Source organism: Halomonas sp. AOP43-A1-21, assembly GCF_052376775.1.
Classification (GTDB): domain Bacteria; phylum Pseudomonadota; class Gammaproteobacteria; order Pseudomonadales; family Halomonadaceae; genus Vreelandella; species Vreelandella colorata.
The window spans coordinates 1-12,826 of the sequence record NZ_JBQSWC010000056.1; the positions used below are offsets into that span (position 1 = coordinate 1).

A 12,826-nucleotide genomic window follows, 5' to 3' on the forward strand; every position below is an offset into this window, starting at 1 on the left:
ATCGCATTCGGTGCGTAAAAGGCTTAACGCTTGAGTAAAGTTTAATTCGGGCTCGATATTTGAACCGATAGAAATCAAACACTCATGAAGTGCGGTGCCCTGCCCTGCGCGTAACGCCGTTGTTGGCATAGCGATAACCCCATTGGAGGTAGGCGAAATAATCTTAAGATCGGCTAATGACCAACTCTCAGACTAGCGCTACGCTCTTAGTGTGCAAGCCATAAATCGACTAACAATAAACGCACGGTACACGCAGTCATTACATAACGATAAAGTACAGGGACACTCAATGACTTCTAAAGCTGCATTAGTAACCGGGGGCGCGACGCGCTTAGGGCGGCATTTTTCTGAAGCATTAGCGGATGCGGGGTATGACATTGCCTTACACGTTAATAGCTCGCGAGAAGAAGCCGAAGAAGTGGCGGAACGTATTCGTGGAAAGGGCCGTGAATGTGAAATATTGCCGTGCAACTTCCTGCACGAGCCTCTTGATACGCTAGTTGAGTCTGCAAAAGAACGCTTCCCCCATTTAAGCGTGCTGCTTAACAGTGCCTCAACTTATCAGGCAGCGCCTATCGCGGAAACCGATCTAGCCATGCTGGAAACGCAGTTTCGCATTAACCTGTTTACTCCTCTGCTATTAACTCGTCATTTTGCCCAAATAGTTCGCACAGGCTGTGTGATTAATATCATCGATAATAAAATAGCTTATCACCAGTATCCGTATGCGGCGTATTTGCTGTCTAAAAAGGGGTTGTCGGACATGACCCAAATGGCAGCGCTTGAATTTGCTCCGCATATTCGGGTTAACGGCATTGCACCAGGCGTCGTGTTACCTACCACACAGCGTAGCCGCGACTATATCGCATGGCGTTTGGAGGGCATTCCGATTCACCGGCAGGGAACGCCGGAGCACCTAATGCAGGCAATGCATTACCTGCTGGATAACGACTTTGTCACAGGCCAAATACTATGTGTCGATGGAGGCGAGTCGGTCTACCTAGAAGGCAGGCACTCGGAAAACTATCCAACCTAATGTGCCCACGCTATTGCTGAGGACTTCTATCCAGCGCGTATACCAAGGGCCTCTACTGCCCAAACGTAAACGCAGTGGGGCCGCCCAAAGGCGGCCCCACTACTTGCTTAGCTGATTATCGACTAGTTGCTAACATCATCAACGTCGTCGTGATCAGGTTTTTGATGCTCTTGCTCACTGTGGCTCTGATGACGGGTAGTCTCAGAGGTGATGATCGGCGGATGCTCCGCTTTTTTCTCTTGGGCGGTGGATTCCAATACCCGAACATTAGCAGGCGGTGTTTTGCCCGCTTTATTTTCACCAAAGTACAGTGTGGTATGTGGGAAGGGGATCTCGATACCGGCCTCATCGAAGCGCATTTTCACTAAGCGGTTAAAGGCACGACCGACGCCCCACTGATCGCCCGGTGTGGTTTTAATCACGACACGGATGTTGACCGAGCTATCCGCCAACGCTGTTACGCCCGCCACCGTCATATCAGCTAAGAGCTTGAAGCCATGCTCTTCGCTGGCCTTAAGATCTTCGAAGGCCAGTTTAAGCTGCTCAATGGCTTCATCAATACTTTCGTTGTAACCAATGCCGTATTCCCCAACATGGTTACCGTACTCACGCATGTAGTTGGATACCGTATCGACGCTTGAGAACGGCACGATATGGTAGGTGCCGGAAAGATCACGAATCCCTACAGAGCGAATACTCAATCGTTCAGCAGTACCGGTAACGCCGCCTACCGTAACGACATCGCCGGTATTCATGGCGTTTTCAATCTGGATAAATACGCCGGTGATAACATCCTGCACCAGCTTTTGGGCACCAAAACCAATTGCCAAACCCAGCACACCAGCACCGGCAATTAGCGGCCCGATGTTGATGCCAATTTCCGAAAGAACGATCATGCCCGTAATGGTCACCATGGCAATCGCCAGGGCGTTACGAAACAGGCTCAGCAGCGTTTTAGCTCGCGCGGAGGGTTCGCCGGTACCCGTTTCCGGGTTGAGCTTATGCTCAATCAAGCTTGCCAAACCGAGCCAGATACCCAGCGCAACAATGAGAATGATCGCCACGCTGATCAGGTTACCTACCAGATGCGCGCCACGCTCAGAAGCGTACCAACCGGCCAGATTAAACGCGCCCCAGGCATCCAGAACTACCATGATGACGGCGACCAAAATCACCGTTCTTAGCACGCGTAACGCATTGGGTACGTAGCTATTCAGGCGATGTTCGAGCATCGGCAGCTTGCGGCGTAAATCATCGGATAGCTGAATACGCCGACCAATAGTTTGGGTCAGGAACGTCGATGCCAGCAAGCCAATGACTACGGCCGCTAAGGTTTTCAGGGTTGCAAATAGCACAAAGGGTAACGCATCGCCCGGGCGCGTTAAGGTCAGTACAAACACAATCAGGAAATACAGCAGCGCAAACAGGTGCCAGGTACGCGCAAATAGCTGTAACGACACGCGGCTTGCGGTCATGGTGGTATTGGCAGCGATCGTATTCATATTGCCACGCAGGCGTACGCGGTTTTTAAGCACCACGCTAACCGCATAGATAAAGGCGATTATCATGATCAGCGTACCCACCGCTTGCCCCAACGATACGCCCAGATAGAAATTGACCAGCGGCACAGCCACCATCAAGCCATACCCCACCATACCGATCAGACGCGCCAGCCAACGGTTCCAATAGGATGCTTCATGGGCAGAAATAGGCAGCAGGCGTAGCCCCTCGTAATGGGAGGAGAAGAGCATACGCATTACGGCCTTAAACAGCTCAATAATCAAGAAAGCGTTAAGAAACAGCGATGCGCGCGTGGAAAGCTCACCCGTTTCACCCACGGCAAAGGTGGCGATAAGATTGCCCCCGACGTACGCCAGACCTACGAGCAAAAAGTCGACAACCGCCGCGATAGCGACACATAAAATAAGCCGTAGCACCGGCGTTAAACCGGTGCCGTTTAATGACCAGCGGCTTACCTTGGCAAACGCAGGTTTGCCGAGCCTGCGTAACACAAAAAACAGCGCAAACGTGGCACCAATCACGATACCTAGATTAATCGCTGCCTGAATAAACGCCGCCGAGTCGAATGTGCTTGAATCACCGCTACCGGTGAACAGGTCGCCGACCACGGTGGCAGCCTGCTCAATCTGGCCGCCAATATCGGTGACTACTCGACTAGTAAGTTCGGCCAGCTGGCGGGGCAGCGACACATCTTCAGGAGCCACATTGCCACCTGCGGCGGCCGCTTCAGGCGATAACTCCGCTTCCAGACCAGCCGGCAGCGCCGACGCCTGACTGCGCAGCACGTCAATCAGCTCCTGGCGCGACTGTTCATTTTCGAGCAGGTCCGCAAGCGCCTCGTAAGACGCCTGCTCCTCTGCCGGTGGCTGTGCAGGATCGTCGGCAGCCGACGTTGTCGTTTGGGCTAATGCTGGCGTTGCCAACAACGCAAATAGCGTCATCAGCCAGATGCCTAGCCAGGGTAATAAGCGTAATGGCGTCACACCTCAACCTCCCTTAGGGTAAATGCTTACTTAAATCTAACGGTTGGCCCACTTTATGCAAACCATAATGCACACGCACCGCATGTCGATAGCGTATAAAAGCGCACAGGGTAACATGAGAACATGGACAAGGTATGGACGCAGATTGAAACGTTGTTGTGCCGCTGGGCGTGTTAGTCAGGCCTTGCAGAGCGGTAACAGCCACTGATTCGCAAGGCCAAGCACTATCGCATAGCGAGCCCCTTTTGCCACCACAATCCATAGAAAAGCACGCCACCATGGCAGTCGAAATAAGCCCGCAAGCACCGTCAGCGGGTCGCCGATCACCGGCACCCAGGAAAGCAGCAGGCTCGCCTCCCCCAGCTTGTGATACCAGCGCTCGGCCCGCGCCAGACTTTTGGGCGATGCGGGAAACCAGCGCCGATGCTGAAACTGACGCGCGTAGCGGCCCATGGCCACGTTGACTAAACTTCCCAGCGTATTGCCTGCGGTAGCGACAACCCACAGCAGCACGGCAGGCTCGCCCAGACACCAAAGCCGAGCAAGCCACACCTCGGAGCCGCCCGGCAAGAGCGTCGCGCTTGCCAGGGCCACCAGGAAAAGACTCAGCATATTAACAGGCGCTTACAATGAACGCGGCACCTGGCCGCCTAGCTGATTGGTGATCTCGTCAGCCACCTGGCGCACCAGTGCGCCTAGCGCCAGCAGGCGCGATTCGGGAATGCGCGCCACAGGGCCCGAAACGGAAATGGCCGCCAGCGGCGTGGCATGCTCGTCGTAGACGCAGGCCGCCACACAGTGCAGGCCAATGGCATGCTCTTCACGGTCGCAGGCGAAACCTTGCTGGCCAATCTGCTGCATCTCCGCCAGCAGAGCATCGGGGCTACATAGCGTGTTTTCAGTAACACGGGCAAGCTCGCGGCTATCCAGAAAACGGGCACGCTCATCGGCGGGCATCCACGCTAGAAGCGCTTTACCCACGCCGGAAGCATGCAAAGGCGCGCGCGACCCTAAACGGGTAATCATGCGCATCATCTGAGGAGATTCGTGCTGGGCAAGAAACACCGCCGTGTCACCGTCACGAATACCCAGGTTGGCGGTTTCACCAGTCTCGGCAGTTAAACGGCGCAGGAAAGGTCGGCTGGATGCCACCACATCGCGGGCTTCTAGAAAGCTGTTACCGATGCGAAAGGTTTTGACGTCAATGCGCCACAGCCCCTGCTCGTTCTCCTGGGTCACAAAGCCCTGACTCTGTAAGGCCTGGAGCAGGCGGTGGGTGGTAGAAGGAGCTAAATCGGCTTTTTCGGCCACGTCCGACAGCGCAAGCCCAAGGGGGCTTGCCGCTAAATACTCCAATAACGTTAAGCCTCGTACCAGAGACTGGCTATGCCCGCCGCTCGTTTTGGCGGCGCTTGCCGGACGCCCAACCGTCCTACGCTTGGCTTCACTCACCCTGCTCTCTCCTGAAGGCGCAAAGAACAACAGGATAACGCGCTGTCATAGCCGCTGTCGCGTTTACGGAAACGCATTCCACTAATAGCGGAGATGCCCTAGCGATGAGTAGAGGCTAGCAATGGGCAGACGCTAGCGGTGCTGCCAGCGTGGCGGGCGCTTGTCGATAAACGCATCAATGCCTTCTATGGCGTCAAGCGTTTGCATATTGCAGGCCATGGTTTCTCCGGCAAAGGCGTAAGCTTCATCCAGCGGCATGGCCAGCTGGCGCGCAAACATGGCCTTTCCCGTTCTCACCGCCACGGCACTTTTAGCGCAAATACTCTCGGTCAGCGCCTGAACAGCGTCGTCGAGTGCCGCATCCTCGGCAACCCGGTTGATCAAGCCCCATTCAGCCGCCTGGGTAGCACTGATAAATTCGCCGGTCAGGAGCATTTCCATCGCCCGCTTGCGGGGCACGTTACGCGACAGCGCCACGGCTGGAGTCGAACAGAAAAGACCGACATTAATTCCTGACACCGCAAACCGGGCACTCTGCGCGGCAACGGCTAAATCACAGCTGGCAACGAGCTGACAGCCAGCGGCGGTGGCAACGCCCTGCACCTTGGCAATCACCGGAACCGGGCAATGGACGATAGCTTGCATCACCTGGCTACAGCGGGCAAAAAGCGCCTGGTGGTAGGCTTTATCAGGATTGGTGCGCATCTGCTTTAAATCGTGCCCGGCGCAGAAGGCCTTGCCGTTGGCTGCCAGCACCACGCAGCGCACCTGCTCATCGTGGGCAATATCTGCAAGCGCCGCCTCTAGCGCCTCAAGCATCTGCTCGGAAAGCGCGTTGAATCGCTTAGGAGTGTTGAGCGTGAGCGTGGTCACACCCTGCTGGTCATCGCGAAGCAGTCGCTCGGTCACCGAAGTATCACAAGAAACAGGCATGGGAGGCCCCTAGATAAGCTGAATAAGCTTCAGTCTAGTGCCTCACACGCCAAAAACGGGATGTTTACGACCAAAGGCGACCACGGGCGTGGCCGCCGGCTTAACATTAAGCCTTAGATTAGGCGTTAAGCTTTTCGCGATGGTTGTAGCCTAACGGGTGGGGCTGGCCGCGCTCCTTGGCAAGCTCGATCTGACGCTGGCGTTCGCGGGCGGCGGCGCGGGTTTTCTCAGGCAGCGAGTCGATGCAGTGCGGGCAACTGATGCCCGGCTCATAAGCGGAAGACTGCATGTCGTCGGCGGAAATCGGCATGCGGCAGGCGTGGCACTGTTCAAAGGAGCCTTCGCTCAGGTCATGGCGGACTGCCACCCGGTTATCAAACACAAAGCACTCGCCGCGCCACAGCGACTTCTCTTCAGGGACTTTTTCCAGGTAGTTCAGCACGCCGCCCTTGAGGTGGTAAACCTCGTCAAAGCCCTCTTTGAGCATAAAGCTGGAGGCCTTTTCACAGCGTATGCCACCAGTGCAAAACATGGCGACTTTCTTGTGCTTCTCCGGGTTGTAGTGCTCGCGCACGTACTCGGGAAACTCACGGAACGTGGTGGTCTTGGGGTCCACCGCGCCCTCAAAGCTGCCAATCGCCACTTCGTAATCGTTGCGGGTATCAATCACCAGCACTTCCGGGTCGGAAATGATGTCGTTCCAGTTTTCAGGCTCAACGTAGGTGCCTACGGTATCGTTAGGGTCGATGCCCGGCACGCCAAGCGTCACGATCTCTCGCTTGAGCTTGACCTTGGTGCGGTAGAACGGGTGCTCGTCGCAGTAAGACTCTTTATGGTCAATATCGGTCAGGCGCGGGTCGGCAGTCAGCCAGGCAAGCAGGGCATCAATGCCTTCGCGGGTGCCTGCTACGGTGCCGTTAATACCTTCTTTGGCGAGCAGCAGCGTGCCTTTGACATCGTTATCGACCATGGTCTGGCGCAGCGGCTCACGCAACGCCTCAAAGTCATTCAGGGTGACGAACTTATACAGCGCCGCCACGACAATACGCGGCGTATCGCCAGATTCAGAGATCGTTTGAGAGATCGTTTGAGAGATCGTTTTTGAGATCGTTTTTGAGACAGCTTCAGAAACAGGGGTAGACATAACAAGCTCCAGGTAGTCGCCCTCGCAAAGGGCGGACCGGGTTAATAAACGCGCATAGTCTAACGCAAACGGTGTAATGCTTGAATCCTGCCAGATTGACGCAGGTCATCCCCCTATAAAATTCGTCGATTTAATCGACGTTATCATGCAGAAACCTTCGCCCGACGCGGCGCGATTACAGGCGTATATTGAGTTCATTCCTCAACAGCTATTCCTTCAGCAGCTTTTTATTAAACAGCTATTCATTAAACATGGCTGGGAGCACAACAATGAAAATTCGTCGCGCGGGTGAAAGAGGTTATGCAGACCACGGCTGGCTGCGCTCTTATCACACGTTCTCGTTTGCCAACTATCATGATCCCAAGCATATGGGCTTTCGCGCCCTGCGGGTGATTAATGAAGACCGCGTGGCTGGCGGTCATGGCTTTGGCGCCCATCCGCATCGGGATATGGAGATTATCTCCTATGTGCTGGAAGGCGAAATGGAGCACAAAGACAATATGGGCAACGGAGAGGTAATGCGCCCAGGTGACGTACAGCGCATGTCCACGGGTACCGGCGTGCTGCACAGTGAGTTCAATCACTCCAAAGAGAACGGGCTGCACTTTCTGCAGATCTGGATTGAGCCCAAAGAACTGGGTATTACGCCAAGCTACGAGCAGAAGCCCTTCCCGGCGGCGGAAAGGCAGGGCCAGTGGCGCCTGGTGGCCTCGGAAGAGGGTCGTGAAGGCTCGGTCAGCCTCAACCAGGACATTAACCTTTACGCTGGCTCCTTTGACGCAGACCAAAGCGTGGAGACGCCTGCCACACGCTACGCCTGGCTGCACGTGGTCAAAGGCGCGGTAATGATCAATGGCGAACAGCTCAGTACCGGCGATGCTGCCGCGTTCCAGCCTGGCGACGCCATCAGCGTGACCGGCAAGAATAAAAGTGAAGTACTGCTGTTTGATCTTGCCTGACCGTCAGCCCGACCAACCAAAACGGCCCCATTCAGGAGCCGTTTTTTTATGCCATCAACCAAGTATTTTACGTTGTTGGCAAGTTTCGTTGCTGCCGAGCCTAGCTGTTATGCGCTGAGAAAAGCGTGCGGATTTTTAGCGTATGCTCTACCTGCTTTAACGCTTCCAACGCCTGTGGGCCATAAGCTTTGTCGACATCAATGACCACATAGCCGACCTTATCGTTAGTCTGCAGATACTGGCCGGAAATATTGATGTCGTTTTCCGAAAGCACGCGGTTAATCTGCGACAGCACGCCAGGCACGTTGTCATGAATATGCAGCAAACGGTGCTTATCGGGGTGCGCAGGCAGCGCTACTTCGGGGAAGTTGACCGAGGTAATCGTGGTGCCGTTATCCGAGTAAGTCGTAAGCTTGTCCGCCACTTCGATGCCGATATTTTCCTGGGCTTCGAGTGTAGAACCACCGATATGCGGCGTCAGAATCACGTTCTCAAGACCGCGCAGCGGGCTTTCAAACTCTTCGTTGTTGCCCTTGGGCTCAACCGGGAATACATCCACGGCGGCACCGTTCAGATGGCCTGACTTGATGGCATCGGCCAGCGGCTCGATTTCGACTACGCTACCGCGCGAGGCATTGATGAAGATAGCGCCCGGCTTCATGGCGGCGATCTCTTTGGCGCCAATCATCCAGCGGGTAGAGGGCAAATCCGGCACGTGCAGGCTAACCACATCCGAGCGGCTTAATAGCTCATCAAGGTTGGCGACCTGGCTTGCGTTACCCATACCCAGCTTGGTGATGATGTCGTAATAGATAACGTTAAAGCCCAGCGCTTCGGCGAGCACGGAAAGCTGCGCGCCGATGCTGCCGTAACCCACAATACCCAGGGTTTTGCCGCGAGCTTCGTGCGAATTTTTAGCCGACTTCAGCCAGCCGCCCTGATGGGCACGAGCATTTTTCTCAGGAATACCACGCAGCAGCATAATCGCTTCTGCCAGCACCAGCTCCGCCACGGAACGAGTGTTAGAGTACGGTGCATTAAATACGGCAATACCGCGTTTTAGCGCCGCATCAAGATCTACCTGATTGGTACCGATACAGAAACAGCCAACGCCGACCAGTTTCTCTGCCGCTGCAAATACCCGCTCATTAAGTTGGGTACGCGAGCGAATGCCGATAAAGTGTACATCATGAATTTTCTCGATCAGCGACGCTTCATCTAGCGATGTCGGTAGATGCTCGATATTTTCATATCCGGCGTTGTGAAAATTGTCCACCGCACTCTGGTGGACGCCCTCGAGTAGCAGGATTTTGATCTTGCTCTTTTCCAGGGACGTTTTGGCCATGGCTGAATCAACCTCTATGGTCGGCGGCGTGCGCCGTGTATCGGTTAACGGAAGGCCGTATAGTATCACACTGCATACCTTTCAGGCCTTTGTGAACTAATGAAATGTGTGCGTTTTCAAGATGAAAACAGTGCAAGTCACACGTAGAAAGCCGGCTGGGGAAGACGCCACCCCCTGGCCTCGGTGTATACTGTGCGTCTACATTGCAGGCCCGCGCGCTGCCTTTTGACGGGGCGCCAGAAAACAGTAGGCATTGACCAATGAGCGATACCACACCCTCGCAGCAGGATTTTGCGGCCACGGTTGAACAGCTGGAAACCATCGTAGAACGCTTGGAATCAGGCGAGCTCTCATTGGAAGATGCGCTGGGCGCCTTCGAGCAGGGCGTGCGGCTAACCCGCGACGCGCAGCAGCGCCTGGATACCGCCGAGCTGAAAGTACGTGCGCTGAGCGAAGACAGCGAAGGCCGCTTGAATGTCACTCCTTTTGCTGGCGCTGAATCTCCCCAGGACGACACTGAAGAGGGTAAGGAGACACCCCCATGGTAGCGACTCACGCCGCCTCACTGACGGACTTGCGCGCGATCAGCAACACGCGGGTTGATGCCACGCTTAACGCCCTGTTTCACGAGCGCGCCGTGGTAACCCGGCTGGATGACGCCATGCGCCACGGGCTTTTGGTGGGCGGCAAGCGCCTGCGCCCGCTACTTGTCTACCTTGCCGGGCAGGCGCTCGGCGCAAGCGATGAAGAGCTTGACGCTCCGGCTGCTGCCATTGAGCTGATTCACGCCTACTCGCTCATTCATGATGATTTACCCGCCATGGATGACGACGACCTGCGCCGCGGCCAGCCCACAGTACATATCGCCTTTGACGAAGCCACCGCGATTCTGGCGGGGGATGCACTGCAAACCCTGGCCTTTGACGTGCTGGCGCGTACCGCCCATCCACGGCTTGGCAGCCTGATCACCACGCTCGCCACGGCGTCTGGCCGTGAGGGCATGGTGGCAGGCCAGGCGCTGGATCTCGCCGCTGTAGGCGGCCACCCCGATGTGGACGCTCTGGCGCATATGCACGCCCATAAAACCGGCGCGCTGATTGTTGCGGCGGTACGCATGGGCGGGCTTATTGCCGTTGATGAAAACGACCCGCGTTTAAACGCCCTGACTCGCTACGCACGCGCCATTGGTCTAGCCTTCCAGATTCATGATGATGTGCTTGATGTGACAGGCGATACCCTTACGCTCGGTAAAACATCCGGCGCCGATGCTGCCCGCGCCAAGCCGACCTACCCCAGCCTACTGGGGCTTGATGGTGCGCAGCAAAAAGCGCGTACCCTGATTGACGAGGCCATTGCCGCCCTCGCCCCGTTAGGCGAGCAAGCCGCGCCTTTGGCCGAATTAGCCCACTATATGATCGAGCGCGACCACTAGATGCCCATGAAGCTGTTCGACGACATTCCCCGCGAGCGCCCGGCAACGCCGCTGCTCGACTCCTTTGATCATCCCGCTGCGCTGCGGGCCATGAATACCCAGCAGCTTGCCCAACTGGCCGATGAGCTGCGTGCCTACCTGCTTTATAGCGTGGGCGTTTCCGGCGGCCACTTTGGCGCAGGGCTGGGTGTGGTAGAGCTAAGCGTGGCCTTGCACCACGCGTTTCATACCCCCAATGATCGTTTGGTATGGGATGTGGGCCATCAGGCTTACCCGCACAAGATTCTCACCGGCCGCCGCGAAGCGATGCTCAGCATTCGCCAGCACGGCGGCCTGGCAGCCTTTCCGCGCCGCGCTGAATCCGAATACGACACCTTTGGTGTGGGCCATTCGAGCACTTCGATTTCGGCGGCACTCGGCATGGCGCTGGCCGCCCAGGCCAAAGGCGAGAAGCGCCGCGTCTGCGCGATTATTGGTGACGGCGCGCTCACGGCGGGCATGGCCTTTGAAGCACTGGCCCACGCAGGCCACGTCAATGCCAATATGCTGGTCGTGCTCAACGACAACGAGATGTCGATCTCGGAAAACGTCGGCGGCTTAGCGACTTACCTCGCCCGAATGATGTCGAGCAAGCCCTATCTGAAAATGCGCGAAGAGGGCAAAAAAGTACTCTCTCACCTGCCCGGCGCGCTAGAAATTGCCAAGCGCACCGAAGAGCATATGAAAGGCATGGTCAGCCCCGCCACGCTATTCGAGGAAATGGGCTTTCACTACATCGGCCCGATTGACGGTCACGACCTTGAGGCGCTGACCGAAACGCTGCGCAACTTGCGCGAGCTGGATGGCCCGCAGTTTCTGCATATAAAAACCTGCAAGGGCAAAGGCTTTCTACCCGCCGAGGCGGATCAGATTGGCTACCACGCCATCACCAAACTTGAAAAAACCAGCGTGGCGCCTACGCCGCCGCCCAAAGCGCCGTCCGCCCCCAAGAAAAAGTACTGCAACGTGTTCAGCGACTGGCTGTGCGATATGGCCGCAAGCGATTCACGCCTGATGGGGATTACCCCGGCCATGCGCGAAGGCTCCGATCTAATTCGTTTCTCGAAAGAGTACCCGGCACGCTACTTTGACGTGGCAATTGCCGAACAGCACGCTGTAACGCTGGCGGCGGGCATGGCGTGTGAAGGCATGAAGCCGGTGGTGGCCATCTACTCGACATTCTTGCAGCGCGGCTATGATCAGCTGATTCATGACGTAGCGGTGCAGAACCTGGACGTCACTTTTGCCATCGACCGGGCGGGCCTTGTCGGCGAAGACGGCCCCACTCACCACGGCAGCATGGATCTGTCCTTTTTACGCTGCGTGCCCGGTATGGTCATTTTAGCCCCTGCCGATGAAGCTGAGTGTCGCGCCATGCTGAGCGCGGCCTACCACCATCCTGGCCCTGCGGCAGTTCGCTACCCACGCGGCACCGGCCCAGGCGTGGAAATTCCTGAACACCTTGAGTCGCTCCCGATTGGTCAGGCAGACGTACGCCGCCAGTCACAAGGCGACGGCGTGCGCATTGCGCTACTCGCGTTTGGAAGCCTAAACACCGCAGCCGCTGAAGTGGCCGAAAAGCTCAACGCCACGCATATCAATATGCGCTCCATCAAGCCGCTGGACCGCGACGCGGTACTCCACGCCGCCGACGAGCATGAGCTTCTGATAACGCTTGAAGAGAATGTCCTTGCCGGTGGCGCGGGAAGCGCTGTTAACGAGTTGCTCAATGCCGAAGGTGTACAGGTAGAAGTACTCAATCTCGGCTTGCCCGACACCTTTGTAGAGCACGGCACGCCCGATGAACTGCTGCGTGACTGCGGCCTGGATGCCGCGGGCATTGAGGCTGCCATTCGTCAGCGGTTGCCTTAGGTATGTCTTGTGCTTGTGGGCGGCTTTTTGCCTGTAAGCGCAGGCTTAATAGTTCTTTTCTATATCACTGATATTTTACAAAGACGCCTTGCCGATGGTTTTGCGGCGAT

The 12,826-nt window shown here is 56.4% G+C and carries 11 protein-coding genes; 5 read left to right on the forward strand and 6 right to left on the reverse strand.

The genetic code is table 11. The features are described from left to right. The first annotated feature begins 289 nt into the window (after positions 1-289). Entirely contained in the window at positions 290-1,036 is a 747-nt protein-coding gene (locus ACT3R7_RS19935) for an SDR family oxidoreductase (protein WP_192539678.1), read from the forward strand. A 122-nt stretch (positions 1,037-1,158) separates the two neighbouring features. Here ACT3R7_RS19935 and ybiO read toward each other — a convergent pair whose 3' ends face one another. From ybiO to trhO, 5 genes are all read right to left on the reverse strand, one after another. After that, positions 1,159-3,540 carry a mechanosensitive channel protein gene (gene ybiO, locus ACT3R7_RS19940; RefSeq protein WP_192539677.1) on the reverse strand — a complete coding sequence of 794 codons (2,382 nt, stop codon included), beginning with the start codon at positions 3,538-3,540 and terminating at the stop codon, positions 1,159-1,161. A 177-nt stretch (positions 3,541-3,717) separates the two neighbouring features. Next, positions 3,718-4,152, reverse strand: coding sequence for a YqaA family protein (locus tag ACT3R7_RS19945; RefSeq protein ID WP_192539676.1), 435 nt, complete (start codon positions 4,150-4,152; stop codon positions 3,718-3,720). Positions 4,153-4,164: 12 nt separating this feature from the next. Continuing rightward, entirely contained in the window at positions 4,165-4,992 is an 828-nt protein-coding gene (locus tag ACT3R7_RS19950; RefSeq protein WP_192539675.1) for an IclR family transcriptional regulator, read from the reverse strand. A 132-nt stretch (positions 4,993-5,124) separates the two neighbouring features. Beyond that, positions 5,125-5,925 carry an enoyl-CoA hydratase gene (locus tag ACT3R7_RS19955; RefSeq protein ID WP_192539674.1) on the reverse strand — a complete coding sequence of 267 codons (801 nt, stop codon included), beginning with the start codon at positions 5,923-5,925 and terminating at the stop codon, positions 5,125-5,127. Between the two features lie 118 nt (positions 5,926-6,043). Then, positions 6,044-7,069: an oxygen-dependent tRNA uridine(34) hydroxylase TrhO gene (gene trhO / locus ACT3R7_RS19960; RefSeq protein ID WP_225736335.1), complete on the reverse strand. Its 1,026-nt coding sequence runs from the start codon at positions 7,067-7,069 to the stop codon at positions 6,044-6,046. A gap of 269 nt (positions 7,070-7,338) precedes the next feature. Here trhO and ACT3R7_RS19965 point away from each other — a divergent pair, with 269 nt between their 5' ends. Then, entirely contained in the window at positions 7,339-8,028 is a 690-nt protein-coding gene (locus ACT3R7_RS19965) for a pirin family protein (RefSeq protein WP_496199403.1), read from the forward strand. Between the two features lie 100 nt (positions 8,029-8,128). On the opposite strand, the gene serA is transcribed toward ACT3R7_RS19965, so the two are convergent. Next, complete coding sequence (gene serA / locus ACT3R7_RS19970; RefSeq protein WP_192539681.1) at positions 8,129-9,373, reverse strand: phosphoglycerate dehydrogenase; 1,245 nt, start codon at positions 9,371-9,373, stop codon at positions 8,129-8,131. A 260-nt stretch (positions 9,374-9,633) separates the two neighbouring features. On the opposite strand from serA, the gene ACT3R7_RS19975 reads away from it, so the two are divergent. Genes ACT3R7_RS19975 through dxs form a run of 3 tightly spaced genes read left to right on the forward strand, consistent with a single transcriptional unit; the run spans position 9,634 to position 12,716 of the window. Next, positions 9,634-9,921 carry an exodeoxyribonuclease VII small subunit gene (locus ACT3R7_RS19975; RefSeq protein ID WP_192539672.1) on the forward strand — a complete coding sequence of 96 codons (288 nt, stop codon included), beginning with the start codon at positions 9,634-9,636 and terminating at the stop codon, positions 9,919-9,921. Further along, positions 9,915-10,805 (forward strand): (2E,6E)-farnesyl diphosphate synthase, encoded by an 891-nt coding sequence (gene ispA / locus ACT3R7_RS19980; protein ID WP_192539671.1) that lies wholly within the window; start codon positions 9,915-9,917, stop codon positions 10,803-10,805. The genes ACT3R7_RS19975 and ispA overlap by 7 nt, the downstream gene beginning before the upstream one ends. Then, positions 10,806-12,716: a 1-deoxy-D-xylulose-5-phosphate synthase gene (gene dxs, locus ACT3R7_RS19985; protein WP_192539670.1), complete on the forward strand. Its 1,911-nt coding sequence runs from the start codon at positions 10,806-10,808 to the stop codon at positions 12,714-12,716. The last annotated feature ends 110 nt before the right edge of the window (positions 12,717-12,826 follow it).

Coding starts and splice junctions, on each gene's coding strand:
- ACT3R7_RS19935 (WP_192539678.1), top strand. CDS start 290: ATGACTTCTAAAGCTGCATTAGTAACCGGGGGCGCGACGCGCTTAGGG.
- ACT3R7_RS19945 (WP_192539676.1), bottom strand. CDS start 4,152: ATGCTGAGTCTTTTCCTGGTGGCCCTGGCAAGCGCGACGCTCTTGCCG.
- ACT3R7_RS19955 (WP_192539674.1), bottom strand. CDS start 5,925: ATGCCTGTTTCTTGTGATACTTCGGTGACCGAGCGACTGCTTCGCGAT.
- trhO (WP_225736335.1), bottom strand. CDS start 7,069: ATGTCTACCCCTGTTTCTGAAGCTGTCTCAAAAACGATCTCAAAAACG.
- ACT3R7_RS19965 (WP_496199403.1), top strand. CDS start 7,339: ATGAAAATTCGTCGCGCGGGTGAAAGAGGTTATGCAGACCACGGCTGG.
- serA (WP_192539681.1), bottom strand. CDS start 9,373: ATGGCCAAAACGTCCCTGGAAAAGAGCAAGATCAAAATCCTGCTACTC.
- ACT3R7_RS19975 (WP_192539672.1), top strand. CDS start 9,634: ATGAGCGATACCACACCCTCGCAGCAGGATTTTGCGGCCACGGTTGAA.
- ispA (WP_192539671.1), top strand. CDS start 9,915: ATGGTAGCGACTCACGCCGCCTCACTGACGGACTTGCGCGCGATCAGC.
- dxs (WP_192539670.1), top strand. CDS start 10,806: ATGCCCATGAAGCTGTTCGACGACATTCCCCGCGAGCGCCCGGCAACG.